Genomic DNA, 20199 nt, shown 5'->3' on the forward strand with positions numbered 1-20199 from the left:
GCGGCGAGGGGTGGACATGAGCGAGATCGTGATCAGGACACGCGCGCTGCGGAAGGACTTCGACATCCGGGTCCGGGCCGGCCGGTTCCGGCGGGAGAAGCGCACGGTGAGCGCCGTCGACGGGGTCGACCTGACCATCGAACGCGGGGAGATGATCGGCTACATCGGGCCGAACGGCGCCGGCAAGTCCACCACGCTGAAGATGCTCACCGGGGTGCTCACCCCGTCGGCCGGTGACGTGCGGGTCTGCGGGCTGGTGCCGGTCGCCCAGCGCACCCGGCTGGCGTTGCGGATCGGCGTGGTGTTCGGGCAACGCTCCCAGCTGTGGTGGGACCTGCCCCTGCGGGACTCGTTCGACCTGCTCCGGCACGTCTACCGGGTGCCACCGGCCGAGCACGCCGCCCGGCTGCGGCGCTGCCACGAACTGCTCGACCTGGACGCCTTCCTCGACACGCCGGTCCGGCAGCTCTCGCTGGGGCAGCGGATGCGCGGGGAACTCACCGCCGCGCTGCTGCACGGCCCCGAGGTGCTGTTCCTGGACGAGCCCACCATCGGGCTCGACGTGGTGAGCAAGCAGGCGGTCCGGGAGTTCCTCGCCGAGCTGGGTCGGGCCGGTGACACCACGTTGGTGCTGACCACCCACGACCTGGCCGACATCGAGCGGCTGTGCCGGCGGCTCGTGGTGATCGACCATGGTCGGGTGGTGCACGACGGGTCGATCGAGCGGCTGCACGCCCGCTACGGCTCGCACCGGACGGTGGTGGTCGACCTGGCGGAACCCGTGGCCGAGCTGCCGGTGGTGCCCGGCGCGCCGCTACGCCGGGTCGAGGCCGACGGTCGGCGTCTGGTCTTCGCGCTGGAGGAACTGACCGCCGGCGAGCTGGTACGCCAGCTGGCCGGACTGTCGGCGCTGCGGGACATCTCGATCGTGGAGCCGGACATCGAGGACGTGGTGACGAGGCTCTACCGCGCTCCGGAGCACGTCCCGGTCACCGGTGCGGCGCCCGCCGCCCAATGATCAGCACGTCGGGTTCAGATCGGGTCGCCGACCTGGACCCGGGGGGTCGGGGTGCGCATCCGGCGGAACGCGATCGACCGCATGATCGCGTAGAAGTAGAGCGAGCCCAACCGTTCCTGGCTCTTCGGGAACCGCTCGCGGATCAGCTTCCGGATCTTCCGGGAGATCAGCAGTGAGTCGATCACGACACCGAGCGCCAGCAGCACCCAGATCAGGTTCGAGGCCAACTGGACGGCGCGCGGCATGCTCGGCCCGGAGCCGAGCAGAACGACCAGGGCACCACCGAAGAACCAGGTGCCCACGGTGCGCCGGGAGTCGACCACGTCCCGCACCAACGCCCGCTCCGGGCCCCGGTCGCGCGGCCCGCCGACCTTGCGGAACTCGGCGGTCGCCTCGGCCCGGGCCTCGCGGCGCCTGGCCCGAGCCTCCTCCTTGCTGAGCGGACCGGTCGTCGCCGGGCGCCGGGGATTGGTCCCGGGTCGCTTGGGCGTCTCCCGTCCCTTGGCCGGGGTGTATCCCCGGCGGGCGGCGGCGGGCGTGGCGGCTTCGACCTCGTCGGCGGATTCTTCGACGAGGTCGGCGGGCTTGCGACGGAACAGCGCGGGCACGTCAGAAAGGGTAGCCAACCCGCCGCGCCGACCGCACACCGCGGTGCGGCCGGACGCGGTCCGGGCGGTGGTACGTGCCGTTACGGGCGTTCGACGTGGGCGCCGAGGTTGGCGAGCTTCGCCTCGAAGTCCTCGTAGCCCCGGTTGATCAGGTCGACGCCGTACACCCGGGAGGTGCCCTCGGCCGCCAGCGCCGCGATCAGGTGGCTGAACCCGGCCCGCAGGTCCGGGATGACCAGGTCGGCCGCGTGCAGCTTGCTCGGCCCGGCGATCACGGCGGAGTGCTTGAAGTTGCGCCGGCCGAACCGGCACGGCGTCCCGCCCAGGCAGTCCCGGTAGACCTGGATGTTGGCGCCCATCTTGTTCAGCGCGTCGGTGTAGCCGAGGCGCTGCTCGTAGACGGTCTCGTGCACGATCGACAGGCCGCGGGCCTGGGTCAGCGCCACCACCAGCGGCTGCTGCCAGTCGGTCATGAAGCCCGGGTGGACGTCCGTCTCCAGCGCCGTCGCGCTCAGCTCGGTGCCCGGGTGCCAGAACCGGATCCCGCCCTCCTGCCCGGGGTGACCGTTGCGCGGCGGCCGGGTGTCGGTCACCTCGTAGGAGCCGCCGATCGAGCGGAAGACGTTCAGGAAGGTCATCATGTCGGCCTGCTGGGCGCCGAGCACCTCGACGTGACCCCGGGTGGCCAGCGCCGCCGCGGCCCAGCTGGCCGCCTCGATGCGGTCCGGGATGGGCCGGTGGACGTACCCGCCCAACCGCGGCACACCCTGGATCTCGATGACCCGGTCGGTGTGCACCTTGATGATCGCGCCCATCTTCTGGAGCAGGCAGATCAGGTCGATGATCTCCGGCTCGACGGCCGCGTTCCGCAGCTCGGTGACGCCCTCCGCGAGCACCGCGGTGAGCAGCACCTGCTCGGTGGCGCCGACGCTCGGGTAGGGCAGCGCGAACTTCGTCCCGTGCAGCCCGGACGGCGCGGTCAGGTGCAGGCCCTCGGGCCGCTTGTCCACCACGGCGCCGAACTCGCGCAGCGCCTGCATGTGGAAGTCGATCGGGCGCGGCCCGATGTGGCAGCCGCCCAGGTCGGGGATGAAGGCGTGGCCGAGCCGGTGCAGCAGCGGTCCGCAGAACAGGATCGGGATCCGGCTGGACCCGGCATGCACGTTGATCTCGTCGGTCGGCGCGCTCTCCACGTTCGCCGGGTCGAGGACCAGCTCGCCGTCCTCCGCACCGTCGGTCACCCGGACGCCGTGCAGGTCGAGCAGGCCCCGGACCACCTCGACGTCACGGATCCGCGGTACGTCGTACAACCGGCTCGGCTGGTCGCCGAGCAGGGCGGCGACCATCGCCTTGGAAACCAGATTCTTGGCGCCGCGGACCCGGATCGTCCCCTCCAGCGGGGTACCTCCGTGCACGACCAGTACGTCGTCGGTCAACGCAACCTCCAGCGGGTCGGGTGCTGCAGTTTGGGGGGTGTGGGGCTTTCCGATCCGGCCCCGTCGAGTTCGGACGCTTGCCGGCGTGGGAAGCCGGCTTCGATGTCGCCGGAGGGAGCATAGCCCTCGGTGACCATAATGACTCGGTCAGACCGGTCTTTCAGCGATCAATCGGATGACTTACCCGCTCAGCGTCCCACCTCGGTCACACCCAGTCATTACGGGCGCTGCTGACCGGCTTGTCCGTGCCGGGCAGCGCCAGCATCTGGTCGAGCGCGGCCCGCGCGTACCGGGCGGTCTCCGGGTCGACGGTGATCTGGTTCACCACCCGCCCGGCGACCAACTCCTCCAACGCCCAGACCAGGTGCGGCAGGTCGATCCGGTTCATGGTCGAGCAGTAGCAGACCGCCCGGTCCAGGAACATGATCTCCTTGTCCGGATGCGCCTTCGCGAGCCGGCGTACCAGGTTCAGCTCGGTGCCCACCGCCCAGGCCGAGCCGGCGGGCGCGGCCTCGATGGTCTTGATGATGTACTCGGTGGAGCCGACCTGGTCGGCCGCGGTGACCACCTCGTACCGGCACTCGGGATGCACCAGCACGTTCACCCCGGGCACCCGCTGCCGGACCTCGTTGACGCTGTCCAGCGTGAACCGGCCGTGTACCGAGCAGTGCCCCCGCCACAGGATCATCCTGGCCTCGCGCAGCTGGGTGGCGGTCAGCCCACCACCCGGCTTGTGCGGGTCGTACAGCACGCAGTCGTCGGCGTCCAGGCCCAGCTCCAGCACGGCCGTGTTGCGGCCGAGGTGCTGGTCGGGCAGGAACAGCACCCGCTGGCCGCGTTCGAAGGCCCAGTCCAGGGCCCGGCGGGCGTTCGACGAGGTGCAGACCACGCCGTCGTTGCGACCCACGAAGCCCTTGATGTCGGCCGAGGAGTTCATGTACGTGATCGGGACGGTCGAGTCGGCCACCCCGGCGTCGGCGAGCACCTCCCAGGCCGTCTCGACCTGGGACAGGGCGGCCATGTCGGCCATCGAGCAGCCGGCGGCCAGATCGGGCAGGACCACCCGCTGGCTGTCGCCGGTCAGGATGTCGGCGCTCTCGGCCATGAAGTGCACACCGCAGAACACGATGTATTCCGCGCCCGGCCGGGCGGCGGCCTCGCGGGCCAGCTTGAACGAGTCACCGGTCACGTCGGCGAACTGGATGACCTCGTCGCGCTGGTAGTGGTGACCGAGCACGAAAACCCGGTCACCGAGCGCGGCCTTCGCCGCCGTGGCCCGAGCCACCAGGTCCGGGTCACTCGGCGGGGGAAGCTCGCCCGGACACTCCACGCCGCGCTCGGTGGCGGGGTCGCTGCCCCGACCGAGCAGCAGCAGGGCGAGGGGGGTGTTGTCGGGCTCAACCCAGGTCGACGTCACGAAACCATGGTCCCACAACCCGGGTGGGCCGCCGCGGCGACGGATGTGGGCTGCCACACTATCCGCCCATGCGGGTACTGATCTGTCCGGACAAGTTCGCCGGCACGCTCCCGGCGCCCGAGGTGGCCGCCGCCATCGTGGCCGGCTGGCGGGCGGCCGCCCCGGACGACCGGTTGGTGGTCCGTCCGCTGGCCGACGGCGGGCCCGGCTTCGTCGAGGTGCTGGCCACGGCGCTGCCCGGCCGGCGGGTGCCGGTACCGACCAGGGACCCGCTGGGCCGGCCGGTGCCCGGCGAGGTCCTGCTGGTCGACGCCCGAGACGGCACGCCGCCGACCGCCTATCTGGAGAGCGCCCAGGCATGTGGCCTGCACCTGCTCACCGAGGCGGAGCGCGACCCGAAGGCGACCACCTCGTACGGGCTCGGTGTGTTGATCGCCACGGCGGTGGAGAGCGGAGCGCGCCGCCTGGTGATCGGGTTGGGCGGCTCGGCCACCAACGACGCCGGAGCCGGCATGCTCACGGCGCTCGGCGCGGTGCCGGTGGACGGGACCGGCGCGCCGCTGCCGTACGGCGGAGCCGCGCTCACGGCCGTGGCGGGGCTGACCGGCACCCCCCGGCTGCGCGAGGTGGACCTCGTCGCGGCCACCGACGTCGACAACCCGCTGACCGGCCTGCACGGCGCCTCCAACGTCTACGGGCCGCAGAAGGGCGCCACCCGGGCCGACGTCCTGCTGCTGGACGCGGCCCTGGAGCGCTTCGGCACCGTGCTGGAGGAGAACCTGCCGACCTGTCCCGCCGGACTGGCCGCCCTGCCCGGCGCCGGTGCCGCCGGCGGGCTCGGCGCCGCGATCCTGGCCCTCGGCGGCCGGTGCGAGTCCGGGATCGACCTGGTCACCCGGGCGCTCGACCTGGACACCGCGCTCGACGGGGCCGATCTGGTGATCACCGGCGAGGGCTCGTTCGACCACCAGTCGCTGCGGGGCAAGGTCGTCGCCGGGGTCGCCGGGGCGGCCCGGGACCGCGGGCTGCCGTGCGTGGTGCTGGCCGGTCAGGTCAGTGCCGGCCGCCGCGAGGCCGCCGCCGCCGGGGTGACCGAGTCGCACAGCCTGGTGGACCACTACGGCGGCGAGGAGCACGGCGGGCTGGACCGGGCCCTGGCCGAGCCGGCCGACGGGCTGCGCGCCCTGGCCGCCCGCCTAGCCACCCAGTGGAGCCGCTGAGCTGTAAGGAAGGGCACCTTGTTATCGCTTTCGGAGGAAGGGCCCCTTCTTAACGGCCCCGTCAACGGCCCCGTTAACGGCCCCGCGCCGGCCTGCCACCGTCCGTCCGCTCGTCGGGTGCCCGCCGTCACCAGGGTGACGAGCGCCGCACCGGCCTACAATGGGTTCCGTACGCATTGGGAATGGCCGGCCGGACGGATAGCGTTGGCCAGTACGGATGTCCAAACCGTCGCAGGGGAGAGTTCCACGTGACCACGCCAGCGCAGACCGAGTCGACCGAGGCTCAGGCCCCGACCACCGTCGTCCTGACCGACGTCGCGGCGCAGAAGGTCAAGGCCCTGATCGAGCAGGAAGGCCGCGACGACCTGCGGCTGCGGGTCGCGGTGCAGCCGGGTGGCTGCTCCGGACTGCGTTACCAGCTGTTCTTCGACGAGCGGTCGCTTGACGGCGATGTCGTCAGCGGCTTCGGCGGCGTCGAGGTCGTGGTCGACCGGATGAGCGCGCCGTACCTCACGGGTGCCACGATCGACTTCGCGGACCGCATCGACGCCCAGGGCTTCACCATCGACAACCCGAACGCGCAGAACTCCTGCGCCTGCGGTGACTCGTTCCACTGAGTCGAGAAAACCCTGACAGCCGGGAACGGTAGCGGTCGCGAAGCTGTCGCGGCCCGTGAACGCCCGGGGTCGTGAAGAAAGATCGCCGTCGGGGAACGTTCCTTGGTTGAGATAACGCCCGATACGGGGCCATCGCCGGTTACCGCCGGTGGTGGCCCCGTTCGCGTGAATCACGGCACCGTGTCGGTCAGCTCGCCGATCGGGGCCGGGGGGATCACCGAGCCGGTAGGCTGACCCGGCGTTTCGCGCGCTCCCCCGTAGCCGACTCCGAGGGCCCTACATGAAGATCGCCGTTTCCGGCTCGATCGCGACCGATCACCTGATGAACTTCCCCGGCCGGTTCGCCGACCAGCTCATCGCGGACCAGCTGCACAAGGTGTCGCTGTCCTTCCTCGTGGACGACCTGGTGCTGCGGCGCGGTGGTGTCGCCGCCAACATCTGCTTCGGTCTGGCTCAGCTCGGTCTGCGGCCCGTGCTGTTGGGCGCGGTGGGCGCGGACTTCGCCGACTACCGGTCCTGGCTGGAGCGGCACGGCGTGGACTGCGACTCGGTGCATGTGAGCGAGATCGCGCACACGGCCCGCTTCGTCTGCACCACCGACACCGACATGTGTCAGATCGCCTCGTTCTACGCGGGCGCCATGAGCGAGGCCCGCAACATCGAGTTGGCGCCGGTGGCCGCCCGGCTCGACGGGCTCGACCTCGTGATGATCAGCGCCAACGACCCCGAGGCGATGCTGCGGCACTCGCAGGAGTGCCGCGAGCGCGGGTACGCCTTCGCCGCCGACCCGTCCCAGCAGCTCGCCCGGATGGACGGCTCGGACGTGGTCGGCCTGATCGACGGCGCCGACTACCTGATGACCAACGACTACGAGAAGTCGCTGTTGCAGAGCAAGGCCGGGCTCACCGACGCCCAACTCCTGGAACGGGTCAAGATCCGGGTGACCACGCTGGGCAAGGACGGTGTGGAGATCGCCGGTCGGGACATCGCCCCGATCCGGGTACCCATCGCCCGGGAGATCCAGGCGCTCGACCCGACGGGCGTCGGCGACGGGTTCCGGTCCGGTTTTCTCGCCGGGCTGTCCTGGGGGCTTGACCTGGAGCGTTCGGCGCAGGTCGGCTGCCTGCTCGCGACCATGGTGCTGGAATCCTTCGGCGGGCAGGAGTACGAGGTCCGCCGGGACGTGTTCGTCAAGCGGATGACCGAGTCGTACGGCGACGCGGCCGGTGACGACGTCCGGAACCACCTGGGCCAGTGACCATCCGCTGACATCGACACCGCGGTCGGCACGCCGACATCGACACCGCGGTCGGCACGCTCCGCACGCCGACATCGACACCGCGGTCGGCACGCTCCGCACGCCGACATCGTGGATTTCTGCTGCCCCGGACGGGGCAGCAGAAATCCACGATCTCTCGGATCGCCCGGCTCAGTGCCGGCGCCGGACCTCGTATCCGGGGCCGGCGCCGGTGCGCACCGCGCCGAGAAAGTCCTGTCCGCGCATCCGGCACCAGGCCGGGATGTCGATCGCCGCCGCCGGGTCGTCGGCCAACACCCGCAACACCGTGCCGACCGGTACGTGCGGGATGCGCCGGGCTACCGCGATCACCGGCAGCGGGCAGCGCTGCCCGAGACAGTCCAGCGTCTCCGTACCGCTCCCGACGCCGGCAGTCAGATCCTCGTCGCCGGCAGCGGCGTCCGCCCGGTCGCCGGTCACAGCGGCAGGCCCGCCTCGAGCATGCCGAGCGCCTCGTCCATCCGCTGGAACCGCTCCTCCAGGCTCCGCTCGGGGTCGAACATGGTAGCCAGACCGAGCCCGGTCACCGCGCCGGCGAACGCCAGCAGCGGCAGATCGTCGGCGGGCCGGCCGATCCGCTCGGCGACCAGGCCCGCCAGCAGATACACCGCCTGCACCAGGGCGTCGACGCTGCGGGCCCGCAGTTCGGGCACCGACTGGATCAGTCGCTGCCGTTCCGCCTCCTCGGCCAGTTGGTCACTGAGCAGTCCGCTCAGCGCGGCCTGGAAGGCGGCGCGGGTGGCCTGCACGGGGGTCAGGTCGGGCGGCTGGGCCCGGAACGCCGCGATCACCAGCGGATCGAGGTCGTCGTGGAGGACCACGTCCTCCTTGGTGGGGAAATATCGGAAGAAGGTGCTCGGCGACACATCCGCGGCGGCGGCGATCTGGTCCACCGTGGTGGCCGCGTACCCCTGCTCGCTGAACAGCCGGAACGCCTGCCGGCGGATCTCCGCGCGGGTCCTGGCCTTGTTCCGTTCCCGTAGCCCCGGCACCTGGCGTCCAGCCTCCTCTACTCGTCGACCCTGTCCGCCGATTGTCCCGTCTCCCCGTTAGTCGAGCCAACCCGCACCGCCGGGACCACCTGACCGGCGGTGCCATCCACCGACCGGCCGACCTTGGCGTCCGGACCCGGTCCGCCGACCCCGGGTTCGGGAGCCGGTCCGCCGACCCCGGCAGCCGGACCCGGTCCACCGACCCCGGCAGCTGGCGCTGGTCCACCGACCCCGGTAGCTGGCGCTGGTCCACCGACCCCGGCATCCGGGGCCGATCCGACCGACCGGCCCGGCAGGAACAGCGACGCCAGGACGGCACCGAGGACGCCGAGCCCGGCGCAGACCCACAGGGTGCCGGTCATGCCGTCGACGAAGGCGGACCGGACCGCCGCGAGGATGGTCGGGTCGCCGAGTTGCCGGGCCACGGCGACACCGGCCGACGCGCTCTCCCGCAGCGTCTCCCGAGCCTGGCCGGGTACGCCCGGCAGGTCGAGGTGGTCCCGGTAGCCGGCGTTGAGCACACTGCCCAGTACGGCCACCCCGATGCTTCCGCCGACCTGGCGCAGCGCCTGGATCAGGGCCGATCCGGCGCCGGCGCGGTCCGGCGGGAGGGTGCCGATCGCGGTGTCCATGCCGGCGGAGACCACCAGCCCCATGCCGAGACCGGCGACGGTGAGCCACCCGGCGACCACGGCGTACCCGGTCGTGATGTCGGTGGTGGTGCCGGCCAGCATCCCGGCGGCCAGCGCCAGGAAGCCGGCGGCGGCCGGGACCCGTGGTCCGGTGCGTGGTACCAGCGTGCTGGCCAGGCGGGCGCCGACGACCAGACCACCGATGATCGGCAGCAGGCGCAGGCCGGTGCCGAGCGCGTCGGCGTCCTGTACCGCCTGGAAGTACTGCGGCAGCGTGAACAGGGCACCGAACGTCGTGAACATCACGATGGTGACCAGGGCGACCGCCCAGGCGAAGACGGGGGAGCGCAGCAGCCTGGGGTCGACCAGCGGCGGCCGGCCCGCCCGGTGGATCCGGCGCTCCCAGCCCGCGAAGGCGACGAGCAGGATCGTTCCGGCGACCAGGCCGGTCAGCGCCGGACCGTCGCCCGGTCCGTGTTCACCCATGGTGGTGATCCCGTACGTGGCCGCCACAAGCCCGACGCCGGACAGCAGGATGCCGACGGCGTCGATCCGCAGCGGCCGGTCGCTGCGGGACTCGGGCAGCAGCAGCGTCCCGGCCAGCAGCGCGGCGGCGATCACGGGCACGTTGATCAGGAAGACCGATCCCCACCAGTAGTGGTCCAGCAACCAGCCCCCGAGGACCGGCCCGAGGGGGATCCCGATCCCGTTGGCGGTCACCCAGACGGCGATGGCCCGGGTCCGCTCGGCGGGTCGGAACAGGACCGGCAGCATCGCCATGCACAGCGGGAGCACGGCGGCCGCGGCGATCCCGAGCAGGCTCCGGGCGGCGATCAGCGAGCCGACCGAGGAGGCGTACGCGCAGGCCACCGAGGCCGTGCCGAAGAGGGCGAGCGCGCCGAGCAGCAGTCGTCGGCGGCCGAACCGGTCGCCCAGCATGCCGGCGGGCAGCAGCACCGCGGCCAGGGCCAGGTTGTACGAGTTGGCGATCCACTGGAGGTCGCCGGTGCTCGCTCGCAGCCCGGTGGCCAGGGTGGGCAGCGCCACGTTGAGCACCGTGATGTCCAGCCCGATCACCAGGCCGCTCAGGGCGAGGGCCGCGAGGCCCCACCATCGGCGGGAGTCGGAGGAGACGACGGCGGCATTTCTCTTGGCATCTACTCTCATAATGAGAGTAGATGCCAAGTTGATAGTTACTGTCAATAATCGCTCAGAGATCCGTCACCCCCGCCTCGGCCCGCAGGTCGGTGACGATCCCGGGCAGCTCCAGCAGGAACCGCTCCACCTCGTCCGCCGTGGTGCCCGGATGCAGCGAGACCCGCACGTTGCCGTGGGACAGCACCCCCATCGCCTCCAGCACGTGCGACGGTCGCAGCGTCGAGGAGGTGCAGGACGAGCCCGAGGAGACCGCGAAGCCGCGCCGGTCCAGCGCGTGCAGCAGGGCCTCACCGTCGACGTACAGACAGGAGAAGGTCACCAGGTGCGGCAACCGGCGTACCGGGTCGCCCACCACCTCCACGTCCGGCACGGACGCCGGGACGACCGCCCGGATCCGGTCCACCAACGCGGACAACCGGGCCGCCTGGTCCGCGGCCTCGGCCGCCACCGCGCGCAGGGCCGCGGCGGCCGCCACCACCGCCGGCAGATCCGGCACCCCGGGGGTACGACCGAACTCCCGCTCGTCGGCCGGGTACGGCGACTCCCACCGGGTCCCCTTGCGCACCACCAGCAGCCCCACCCCGGCCGGGCCGCCCCACTTGTGCGCGCTGCCGGTCAGCACCGACCATCCCGCCGGGACCGGCACTCGGCCGATCAGCTGGGCGGCGTCCACGTACAACGGGACCCCCGCCGCCGCGCTCGCCTCGGCGGCCTCGACCACCGGCTGCACCGTGCCCACCTCGTGGCTGGCCCCGATCAGCGCGGCCAGCGCAACCCCCGGTCGAGTCACCGCCGCCGACCAGGCCGCGAGGTCCAGCCGGCCCAGCCGGTCGACCGGGACGGACACCGCCGCGCCACCCGCCGCGACATGCCGCTGCGCCGCCTGCAACACGGCCGAGTGCTCGATCGCGCTGTGTACCAGGGTCGCCCCGGCCCGCCGCCGGCCGGCCAGTCCGCCCAGCACCGCGGCGTGCCCCGCGGTGGTGCCACCGGAGGTGAACGACAGCTCGTCCGGACGTACCCCCAGCACCTCCGCCACGGCGGCGCGGGCGGCGTCGAGCAGTTGGGCGGCGCGGCGGCCGGCCGCGTACAGCCGGTTCGGGTCGGCCCAGCCGTCCGCGAGGGCCGCGAGCAGCGCCTGCCGGGCCACCGGATGCAGCGGTACGGCGCTGGCGGCGTCCAGATACACCTGTGGAACCGTCATGCCCGACCCTCGTCCCCGCGGCCGTCACCCGGGCCCCGTCTCCGCCCTACCGACACCGGTGAAACCCGTCCCAGACGCATCCGGAAACGGTATCCCCACCCCGGGAGGACAAGATCGGGCGTAGGCCGGACATCCCACCCCCGGGCCGGTCATCCTGTGAAGGTCGAGTAATCTGCGACCGTCGGTGAGGCCTTTGCCGCCGGTGTGGGCAGCGATCGCCGCACCACCGGCGGTGCGTAAGGGAGGCAGGACCAGGTGCACGCTTGGGATTCGAAGCAACGGCCCCGGGCCGGTGGACGTGCTCAGGCGCGGGGCGTGCGCCGCGTCGTCGGGCTCGGTCTCGGGTCCGCGCTGCTGCTGACCGTGCTGACCGGCTGCGACGTCGGCAAGACCTTCGACGGCTTCGGCTGGCCGCAGAACGGCGTCACCCCGCAGGCCAACCGGATGTACGACCTGTGGATCGGCTCGGTCATCGCCGCCCTGGTGGTCGGCGTGTTCGTGTGGGGCCTGATCTTCTGGTGCGTCATCCGCTACCGGAAGCGCGGCGACGAACTGCCGGCGCAGACCCGCTACAACATGCCGATGGAGTTCCTCTACACGATCGCGCCGATCCTCGTGGTCTGCGTGCTGTTCTACTACACCGCGATCGTGCAGACGAACGTCGACAAGCTGAACCGGAACCCGGACGTCGTGGTCGAGGTCGTGGCGTTCAAGTGGAACTGGCAGTTCAACTACCGGGACGGCGAGGGTCCGGAGGCCAAGACCGTCGCTTCGACGCTGGGCACCTCCGACGTGATCCCCATCCTGGTCCTGCCCACCGGCCGGGCCATCCGGTTCGAGGAGACCAGCCGGGACGTGATCCACTCGTTCTGGGTGCCGGAGCTGCTGTTCAAGCGGGACGTCTTCCCCGGCACCATCCGTAACGTCTTCGAGGTGGAGAGCATCACCGCCGAGGGCGCGTACGTGGGACGCTGCGCCGAGCTGTGCGGCACGTACCACTCGATGATGAACTTCGAGTTGCGGGCCGTCTCGCCGGAGAAGTTCGACCAGTTCATGGCGGCCAAGAAGGCTGGCAAGTCGACCCAGGAGGCGCTGTCGCAGATCGGCGAGGAACCGTACGCCGAGCGGACCAAGCCCTTCGACACCAAGCGGAACGCCACCAACTTCAACCAGGCCGCCGCCGCCGGCGCGGGCAACTGAGGGGACCGGAATGAGGACCGAGTGGCGCATCTTCAGCGTCGTCGCTGGCTTCCTGCTCGTGGCGACCGCCCTGTACGCCGCGTGGACGGCCGGCCAGCCCGGTGGTCACGTCGAGTGGGTGGGCTCGGTGGCCCTGCTGCTGTCGTTCCTGCTGACGGCGATGCTCGGGGGCTTCTTCTGGTTCGTCTCCCGCCGGATCGACCTGCGCCCGGAGGACCGGGCGGACGGTGAGATCGCCGATGGCGCGGGCGAGGTCGGTTTCTTCAGCCCGGGCAGCTACTGGCCGTTCGGGCTCGCGCTGGCCGCCACGGTCGCCGGTCTGGGCCTGGTGTTCTGGCAGCTCTGGCTGCTCGGCGTCGGGCTGGTGGCGGTCGTCTTCGGCGCCTGTGGCCTGATCTTCGAGTACTACACCGGTACCCGGCGCACCGCCGAGCACTGATCCTGGGGCAGGACCGGGTCCATCTCCACCGACCCGGGTCCGACCCGGCCCACGTCGACGGACCGCGTCCGGCGTCGCCGTGGACCGGCCAACGCCGGACGCGGTCGACGACGTACCGGTTCCACGACGTACCAACGGCCGAGGGCCGGTGACATCCCGTCACCGGCCCTCGTTCTCATGTCGCTCGTCAGGGCCGCGCCCGGTGACCTGGCCCGTCGCGGCCGACCCGTCCCGCGAGCCCCGTGGCGGCCGGTTCCTCAGGCCTCCGTGCGCGGCGGGCCGGTTCCTCAGGCCCCCTGTGCGGCGGCCGGTTCCTCAGCCCCCGTACGCGGTGGTCCGGCCCGGCGCTCCTGGGCTGGTCAGAGCGCGCGGTGGCCGGTTTGGTCAGGCCGCGTGGCGGCGGGCTGCGGGCCGGACGGGCCGGCGCGGCGGGCGACGCCCGGCGCCGGCGGCCCGGCCCGACCGGGCGCCGACGGCCGTCAGGGGCCCGGGACCGATCAGGACGGCCGTGCCGCAGCCGACGCAGCTCAGCTCGGGGCAGTCGATCCCGTGCCCGTCGGGGCACGGCGGCGCCTCGAAGAGCATCAGGTCGTCGCAGACGTCGCAGGGCAGCTCTCGGCTCGACACGGGTGTCTCCTCCTGACCGGCGTGAAACTACCTCCCTGTAGTTTCCACGCCGCACCGACAGTTTCCCGGTCCGGGCGCCCAGAGTTCCCGGGCCGGGCGGCCTGGCGTGGGGCGCGGGATGTGGCGGTCAGTCGGCGCTGCGGGCCGCGTTGGCCACTTCGATCCACCGGGGCAGCACCTCGGCCGCCGCTCCCGAGTCGATGGCTGCGGCGGCCCGGTCCAGGTTGGCGCGAATCGTCGTGGCGAGGTCACCGGTCAGGCCCGACGCGGCGGCCAGGGCGGCGGCGCAGTTGACCAGGACCGCGTCCCGGACCGGACCGCGTTCCCCGGCCAGCAGCCGGCGTGCCACGTCGGCGTTGAACGCCGGATCCCCGCCCCGCAGGTCGGCGGGGGAGCTGCGGGGCAGGCCGAGGTCGGCCGCGTCCAGCACGGTCTCGGTGACCTGGCCGTCCCGGGCCAGCCAGAGCCGGGTCGGGCTGGTGGTGGTGAACTCGTCCAGACCGTCCTCGCCGCGCATCACCAGCACCGAGTCGCCGCGCTCGGCGAAGACCGCGGCCAGCACACCGGCCATCCGGGCGTCGAAGCAGCCGACCGCGCCGGCCCGGGGCCGGCCCGGGTTGGTGAGCGGGCCGAGGAAGTTGAAGAAGCTCGGCACCCCGAGTTCCCGTCGGGTCACCGACGCGTGCCGCATCCCCGGGTGGAACCGGGCGGCGAAGCAGAAGCCGATACCGGCCTCCAGGATGCACCGCCGGACGCCCTCGGGGCCCAGATCCAGCGGAATGCCGAAGTGTTCGAGCAGGTCGGCCGTGCCGCAGAGCGAGGAGGCGGCCCGGTTGCCGTGCTTCACCACCCGGACGCCCGTGCCGGCCAGCACGATGGCGGTCATCGTGGAGATGTTCACGGTGTGCGCGCGGTCGCCGCCGGTGCCGACCACGTCCACCGACTCGGCGCGTACCGCCTCGGGCAGGTCCACCAGCAGGGCCTGGCTCAGCTGGGCCTCGGCCAGGCCGGTCACCTCGGCGGGCGTCTCACCCTTCGCCCGCAGCGCGACGGCGAAGCCGGCCATCTGCACGGGTGTGGCGGACCCGGTCATGATCTCCTGCATCGCCCACGCCGTGTCGGCGGTGGCGAGATGCTCACCGCGCAGCAGCGCGGCCAGCAGGTTGGGCCAGGTTCGATCGCCCACGGCGAGCCTCCCGATCCGACGGTTGGATACCGGGCCGGTGGACCGACCCGGTGCCGTACCCGCTCCGGCTAGCGGACCGGCGCCGCGCCGGCGGCGCGGTCCCGCAACAGGGCGGCCACGGTCTGGCCGGTGGCCACCGGGTCGAGCGGGTGGACGAGGGTGGCGTCGACCCGTGCGTACGCGGCGAGCCAGCGATCGGCGGCCCGCGCGATGACCAGGCAGGTGGGTGGGGCGTCCGGCCGGTCGTCCTTGATCTGCCGGGCGATGCCGAGACCGCCGCCGGGATTGGCCTCGCCGTCGAGCAGCATCAGATCGATCTCGTACTCGTCGACCAGCCGGACACACTCGTTGTACTCGCTGGCCTCGACGAACTCGACCGACAGGTCGGCGGCGGGCCGGGTGCCCACGGCCAGGCGCATCCGGTCGCGGACGGCCTGGTCGTCGCTGTAGAGCAGGACGGTGTAAAGACGATCGCTCATCGGGCTCCCACCTCGTAGCTGCCCGCTGATCGTACCGGTAAGTTCCCGGCGCCTCGGGGGGCCCCGACACCGCCGATCGGCGCCCGGCGGTGGCCCGGCCCGGGTACGGTGGCGACCCGGCCCGGGTGGGGCCTTGGGCTGGCCTTCCGGACCATATCGGTGACCCGTTCCGGGACGAAGTTGGCCACCCCGCCGATGGCCGACGGGGGTCGGGGGCAATAATGACCGCGTGACTGCGGCCCCAGCGATTGACAAGAGCCGGATCCACTCCCTGACGCGTCCCAACATGGTCAGCGTCGGGACGATCGTGTGGCTCTCCAGCGAGTTGATGTTCTTCGCGGCGCTTTTCGCGATGTACTTCTCCATCCGGGCGGCGGCGCCGGACCAGTGGGCGACGCACACCGAGGTCCTGAAGGTGCCGTACGCGAGCGTCTTCACGTTCATCCTGGTGGCGTCGTCGGTGACGTGTCAGCTCGGCGTGTTCGCGGCGGAGCGGGGCGACGTCTTCGCGTTGCGGCGCTGGTTCGCCGTCACGTTCGTGATGGGCCTGATCTTCGTGCTCGGTCAGGTCAACGAGTACCGCCACCTGGTCGAAGAGGGCGTCAAGATCAACGGTGACGGTTACGGGTCGATGTTCTACCTGACCACCGGGTTCCACGGGCTGCACGTGACCGGCGGCCTTGTGGCGTTCATCATCTTCATGATCCGTACCACCATGGGCCGGTTCACCCCCGCGCAGGCCACCTCGGCGATCGTCGTGTCCTACTACTGGCACTTCGTCGACGTGGTGTGGATCGCGCTGTACGGGATGATCTACTGGTTGCAGTGATCTTGGCGACGTCACGTTCCGCGCCGACGCTCCGTCTTGAGAAAACAAGGTCGAGAAACCGTTAAGGACACAGGCCATGACATCTGACACCCCCGACGCGCGATCCGGCGCCGGCCGCCCGGACCGCACGGGATCGCGCGGTCTGCTCGCGCGGCTGCGTCGCGGGCCGTCCGCGCCGCGCAGCAGGGGAGCTGAGCCAGTGCTCGCCTCCGCCAACCCCCGGCGCCGGCTGCGCCCCGGCAGGGGGGCGGAGCCGGTGCTCGCCTCCGCCAACCCCCGGCGCCGGCTGCGCCCCGGCAGGGGCCGCCGGCGGTTGGGAGCCGCGGTCCGACTGCTCGCCGCGCTCACCCTGGCCGGCGGTGCGTACTCCGTGTTCGCCCCGGGCCTGCAGGCCAGTGCCGAGGACAACGCGCAGCTGAGCATGGCCGCAGCCGACGGCAAGGCGCTCTACGACGTGAGCTGCGTCTCCTGTCACGGTGCCAACGCGCAGGGCGTCGAGGGTCGCGGCCCCAGCCTGGTCGGCGTCGGCTCCGCGGCGGTCGAGTTCCAGGTGGGTAGCGGCCGGATGCCGATGGGTCGGCAGGAGGCCCAGGCGCAGCGCAAGCCGCCGGTCTTCAACGACGACCAGGTCCGCCAGCTCGGCCAGTACATCCAGGAACTCGGCGGCGGTCCGCAGGTGCCGGACCGGAACATCACCGAGGGCGCCGACGTCGCCGAGGGCGGCCGGCTGTTCCGGATCAACTGCTCGTCCTGCCACGCCTTCGGCGGAGGCGGCGGCGCGCTCTCCTCGGGCAAGTTCGCCCCGAGCCTGCGTCCGGCCAGCGACCGGCAGATCTACGCGGCGATGCTGACCGGCCCGCAGAACATGCCGGTCTTCGGCGACAACCAGCTCCGGCCGGACCAGAAGGCCGACCTGATCGCGTACGTGCAGGACACTCTCAAGAATCAGCACACCGACCAGGGTGGCTTCAACCTCGGCCGGTACGGGCCGGTGACCGAGGGCCTGGCGATCTTCCTGGTCGGGATCGTGGCCCTGGTGTTCGCCGCCCTGTGGATTGCGGGGAAGTCATGAGCGCCAAGGAGCAGGAGGGGGCGGATCGGGTGGACATCAACGACCCGGCGCTGTCCCGGTTCGACATCGTCCGGGAGGGGGCCCGCCGGGACGACATCGAGATCGTCCACTACGAACCCCAGTTCCCGGTGCCGGGCACCAAGCAGGAACGCCGGCTGACCCGCACCCTGGCCGGGATGTTCCTGCTGGTCGGCCTGCTGGCCACCGCCTTCCTGGTGGTCTACATCTGGTGGCCGTGGAAGTTCGACAAGGACGCCTCGCGGTTCTTCACGCCGCTGCTCGGTGTCACCCTGGGGCTGGCCCTGCTGCTCGTCGGCTTCGGCGTGCTCGCCTGGGGCAAGAAGCTGCTGCCCAAGGAGATCTCGATCCAGGACCGGCACACCGGGCCGTCGTCCGACGATGATCGGAAGCTCACCGGGGAGACCATGCTCTACCTGGCCGACGAGCTGGGCGTACGCCGGCGGCCGCTGCTCGGCCTGTCGGTGCTGGCCGGCCTGGCCCCGGTCGGTCTGGTCGCGGCGGCACCGCTGGTCGGCGGGCTGATCCAGAACCCGCACAAGAACAACCAGATGTTCACCACCGGCTGGGCGCCGCGGGACGGCAAGCCGATCCGGCTCACCCGGGAGGACGGCACGCCGATCCGTCCCGAGGACGTCAGCACCGGCGGGCAGATGACGGTCTTCCCCGGCATCCCGGAGGGGCACACCAACAAGTACGGTGACTCGCCCACGCTGCTCATCCACCTGCGCCCCGACGCCGCGCAGACGGCCCGCACGGCCAACGAGCGCGCGGGCAAGCAGGACTACATGTACGGCAACTACGTCGCGTACTCGAAGATCTGCACCCACGCCGGCTGCCCCGCCAGCCTGTACGAGCAGCAGACCAACCGGTTGCTCTGCCCGTGCCACCAGTCGCAGTTCCTGCTCATCGACAACGCCAAGCCCGTGTTCGGGCCGGCCAGCCGTGCGCTGCCCCAGCTGCCCCTCGGGGTGGATGACGAGGGCTTCTTCGTGGCAAAGTCGGATTACACCGAGACCATCGGGCCGGACTTCTGGGAGCGGCCGTGAAGCGCCGAAAGACGGACCTGAGGGCGATACCGGCCAAGACCGCCGCCGGGGTCGACGAGCGGTTCCAGGTGGCCACCCCGTTGCGGGGCCTGCTCAACAAGGTCTTCCCCGACCACTGGTCGTTCCTGCTCGGTGAGATCGCGCTGTTCTCGTTCATCGTGCTGCTGCTGACGGGCGTCTACCTGACGTTCTTCTTCGAGCCGGCGATGACCGAGGTGGTCTACAACGGCAGCTACCGGCCGTTGCAGGGCACCACCATGTCCTCCGCTTACGCGTCGAGCCTGAACCTCTCGTTCGACGTGCGCGGTGGCCTGATCATGCGCCAGATGCACCACTGGGCGGCCCTGCTGTTCATGGCGTCGATCGTCGTGCACATGCTGCGGGTCTTCTTCACCGGCGCGTTCCGCAAACCGCGTGAGGCCAACTGGATCATCGGCGTCCTGCTGTTCTGGATCGGCTTCCTGGCCGGCTTCACCGGCTACTCGCTGCCGGACGACGCCCTCTCCGGGACCGGGCTGCGGATCGCCTCGGCGATCATCCTGTCCATCCCGGTCATCGGATCCTGGGTCAGCTCGTCGATCTTCGGCGGTGAGTTCCCCGGCACGATCATCATCAGCCGGTTCTTCATCGCGCACGTGCTGCTGATTCCGGGCCTGCTGGTGGCGCTGATCAGCGTCCACCTCGGGCTGATCTTCAAGCAGAAGCACACCCAGTGGCCCGGCCCCGGTCGAACCAACGAGAACGTCGTCGGCGAGCGGATGTTCCCGCGGTACGCCATCAAGCAGGGCGGCTTCTTCATGATCGTCTTCGGGGTCATCGCCCTGCTCGGCGGTGTGTTCCAGATAAACCCGATCTGGCTTTTCGGCCCGTACGAGCCGGCGGTCGTCTCCGCGGCCAGCCAGCCCGACTGGTACGTCATGTTCCTGGACGGGTCGACCCGACTCATGCCCGCCTGGCAGATCAACATCCCGATCGGCGACGGGTACGTCATCCCGCCGATCTTCTGGCCCACCGTGGTCCTGCCGGGCATCCTGACGATGCTGCCGCTGTTCTACCCGTTCATCGAGGCGCGGCGGTCGAAGGACTACCGCATCCACAACCTGCTGGAACGGCCCCGGGACAACCCGGGTCGGACGGCGCTGGGCGCGATGGCGGTGGCCTTCTACATCGTGCTGACGCTCTCCGGTGGCAACGACGTGATCGCGGACAAGTTCCAGATCAGCCTGAACGCGATGACCTGGGCGGGTCGCATCGGCCTGCTGCTGGTGCCGCCGCTGGCGTACTACGTGACGTACCGGATCTGCCTGGGCCTCCAGCAGCACGACCGGGAGGTGCTCGCGCACGGCGTGGAGACCGGCATCATCCGCCGGCAGCCCGACGGGCGGTTCTACGAGGTCCACCAGCCGCTCGCCGACGTGCCGCACGGTGCTGACGGGCACGACGGTCACGCCGCGCTGCCGTACGCCGGTTGGGTCGTGCCGAAGAAGATGAACCGGCTCGGAGCGCTCGGACCGGCCATCCGGGGCTTCTTCTATCCGATCGAGGAACCAGCCGAAGCGCCGGTGTCGCCCGGCCACCCGCCGGTCAGCGCCCGTCCCGAGCGGCAGGAGATCGGCAGCCGCCAGCACGGCACCGACTGACCGGACACGCCCAACGAAACGCCCCACCACTTGGCGCCCGCCAACCCGGCGGGCGCCACAT

The 20199-nt window shown here is 71.4% G+C and carries 20 protein-coding genes; 10 read left to right on the forward strand and 10 right to left on the reverse strand.

Translation table 11 applies throughout. From position 1 onward, the window contains the following. The first annotated feature begins 16 nt into the window (after positions 1 to 16). Entirely contained in the window at positions 17 to 1018 is a 1002-nt protein-coding gene (locus ACXN5W_RS04975; protein WP_473156937.1) for an ABC transporter ATP-binding protein, read from the forward strand. A 14-nt stretch (positions 1019 to 1032) separates the two neighbouring features. On the opposite strand, the gene ACXN5W_RS04980 is transcribed toward ACXN5W_RS04975, so the two are convergent. The 3 genes from ACXN5W_RS04980 to nadA all read right to left on the reverse strand — a co-directional run bounded on the left by ACXN5W_RS04980 (position 1033) and on the right by nadA (position 4479). After that, positions 1033 to 1626, reverse strand: coding sequence for a DUF3043 domain-containing protein (locus ACXN5W_RS04980; RefSeq protein WP_473156938.1), 594 nt, complete (start codon positions 1624 to 1626; stop codon positions 1033 to 1035). Between the two features lie 80 nt (positions 1627 to 1706). Beyond that, positions 1707 to 3062: a UDP-N-acetylglucosamine 1-carboxyvinyltransferase gene (murA, locus tag ACXN5W_RS04985; protein WP_473156939.1), complete on the reverse strand. Its 1356-nt coding sequence runs from the start codon at positions 3060 to 3062 to the stop codon at positions 1707 to 1709. 205 nt (positions 3063 to 3267) lie between these two features. Further along, complete coding sequence (gene nadA, locus ACXN5W_RS04990) at positions 3268 to 4479, reverse strand: quinolinate synthase NadA (RefSeq protein WP_473156940.1); 1212 nt, start codon at positions 4477 to 4479, stop codon at positions 3268 to 3270. Positions 4480 to 4547: 68 nt separating this feature from the next. On the opposite strand from nadA, the gene ACXN5W_RS04995 reads away from it, so the two are divergent. From ACXN5W_RS04995 to ACXN5W_RS05005, 3 genes are all read left to right on the forward strand, one after another. Next, a complete protein-coding gene (locus ACXN5W_RS04995; protein WP_473156941.1) occupies positions 4548 to 5699 on the forward strand; it encodes a glycerate kinase family protein in 1152 nt (383 codons plus the stop codon). A gap of 248 nt (positions 5700 to 5947) precedes the next feature. Then, entirely contained in the window at positions 5948 to 6316 is a 369-nt protein-coding gene (gene erpA, locus ACXN5W_RS05000) for an iron-sulfur cluster insertion protein ErpA (protein WP_473156942.1), read from the forward strand. A gap of 280 nt (positions 6317 to 6596) precedes the next feature. Continuing rightward, complete coding sequence (locus tag ACXN5W_RS05005) at positions 6597 to 7574, forward strand: carbohydrate kinase family protein (RefSeq protein WP_473156943.1); 978 nt, start codon at positions 6597 to 6599, stop codon at positions 7572 to 7574. A gap of 171 nt (positions 7575 to 7745) precedes the next feature. On the opposite strand, the gene ACXN5W_RS05010 is transcribed toward ACXN5W_RS05005, so the two are convergent. From ACXN5W_RS05010 to ACXN5W_RS05025, 4 genes are read right to left on the reverse strand one after another with little or no spacing between them, the layout of a single operon-like run. Continuing rightward, positions 7746 to 7991, reverse strand: coding sequence for a sulfurtransferase TusA family protein (locus tag ACXN5W_RS05010; RefSeq protein ID WP_473156967.1), 246 nt, complete (start codon positions 7989 to 7991; stop codon positions 7746 to 7748). Positions 7992 to 8029: 38 nt separating this feature from the next. Then, positions 8030 to 8605 (reverse strand): TetR family transcriptional regulator, encoded by a 576-nt coding sequence (locus tag ACXN5W_RS05015; RefSeq protein WP_473156944.1) that lies wholly within the window; start codon positions 8603 to 8605, stop codon positions 8030 to 8032. Positions 8606 to 8622: 17 nt separating this feature from the next. Then, positions 8623 to 10404 (reverse strand): MFS transporter, encoded by a 1782-nt coding sequence (locus tag ACXN5W_RS05020; RefSeq protein ID WP_473156945.1) that lies wholly within the window; start codon positions 10402 to 10404, stop codon positions 8623 to 8625. Between the two features lie 43 nt (positions 10405 to 10447). Next, complete coding sequence (locus ACXN5W_RS05025) at positions 10448 to 11599, reverse strand: cysteine desulfurase family protein (RefSeq protein ID WP_473156946.1); 1152 nt, start codon at positions 11597 to 11599, stop codon at positions 10448 to 10450. 255 nt (positions 11600 to 11854) lie between these two features. Between ACXN5W_RS05025 and ctaC the strand changes: the two genes are divergently transcribed. Both ctaC and ACXN5W_RS05035 read left to right on the forward strand, forming a co-directional pair. After that, positions 11855 to 12799: an aa3-type cytochrome oxidase subunit II gene (gene ctaC, locus ACXN5W_RS05030; RefSeq protein ID WP_473156947.1), complete on the forward strand. Its 945-nt coding sequence runs from the start codon at positions 11855 to 11857 to the stop codon at positions 12797 to 12799. Positions 12800 to 12809: 10 nt separating this feature from the next. Further along, positions 12810 to 13238 (forward strand): cytochrome c oxidase subunit 4, encoded by a 429-nt coding sequence (locus tag ACXN5W_RS05035; protein WP_473156948.1) that lies wholly within the window; start codon positions 12810 to 12812, stop codon positions 13236 to 13238. 384 nt (positions 13239 to 13622) lie between these two features. On the opposite strand, the gene ACXN5W_RS05040 is transcribed toward ACXN5W_RS05035, so the two are convergent. From ACXN5W_RS05040 to ACXN5W_RS05050, 3 genes are all read right to left on the reverse strand, one after another. Then, on the reverse strand, positions 13623 to 13865 hold the full coding sequence (locus ACXN5W_RS05040) for a hypothetical protein (protein ID WP_473156949.1): 243 nt from the start codon (positions 13863 to 13865) through the stop codon (positions 13623 to 13625). A gap of 127 nt (positions 13866 to 13992) precedes the next feature. After that, positions 13993 to 15051, reverse strand: a complete 1059-nt coding sequence (gene trpD, locus ACXN5W_RS05045; protein WP_473156950.1) for an anthranilate phosphoribosyltransferase — start codon at positions 15049 to 15051, stop codon at positions 13993 to 13995. Positions 15052 to 15119: 68 nt separating this feature from the next. Then, on the reverse strand, positions 15120 to 15530 hold the full coding sequence (locus tag ACXN5W_RS05050) for a hypothetical protein (protein ID WP_473156951.1): 411 nt from the start codon (positions 15528 to 15530) through the stop codon (positions 15120 to 15122). A gap of 229 nt (positions 15531 to 15759) precedes the next feature. On the opposite strand from ACXN5W_RS05050, the gene ctaE reads away from it, so the two are divergent. The 4 genes from ctaE (at position 15760) to qcrB (ending at position 20138) form a co-directional block, all read left to right on the forward strand. Continuing rightward, on the forward strand, positions 15760 to 16359 hold the full coding sequence (ctaE, locus tag ACXN5W_RS05055) for an aa3-type cytochrome oxidase subunit III (protein WP_473156952.1): 600 nt from the start codon (positions 15760 to 15762) through the stop codon (positions 16357 to 16359). 76 nt (positions 16360 to 16435) lie between these two features. Next, the gene (gene qcrC, locus ACXN5W_RS05060) at positions 16436 to 17431 is read left to right on the forward strand and encodes a cytochrome bc1 complex diheme cytochrome c subunit (protein ID WP_473156953.1); all 996 of its coding nucleotides are present in this window, start codon (positions 16436 to 16438) and stop codon (positions 17429 to 17431) included. Then, entirely contained in the window at positions 17428 to 18498 is a 1071-nt protein-coding gene (gene qcrA, locus ACXN5W_RS05065) for a cytochrome bc1 complex Rieske iron-sulfur subunit (protein ID WP_473156954.1), read from the forward strand. Before qcrC ends, qcrA begins: the two co-directional genes overlap by 4 nt. Next, the gene (gene qcrB / locus ACXN5W_RS05070; protein WP_473156955.1) at positions 18495 to 20138 is read left to right on the forward strand and encodes a cytochrome bc1 complex cytochrome b subunit; all 1644 of its coding nucleotides are present in this window, start codon (positions 18495 to 18497) and stop codon (positions 20136 to 20138) included. The genes qcrA and qcrB overlap by 4 nt, the downstream gene beginning before the upstream one ends. The last annotated feature ends 61 nt before the right edge of the window (positions 20139 to 20199 follow it).

The sequence above is a fragment of the Plantactinospora sp. A48 genome (assembly GCF_055793945.1).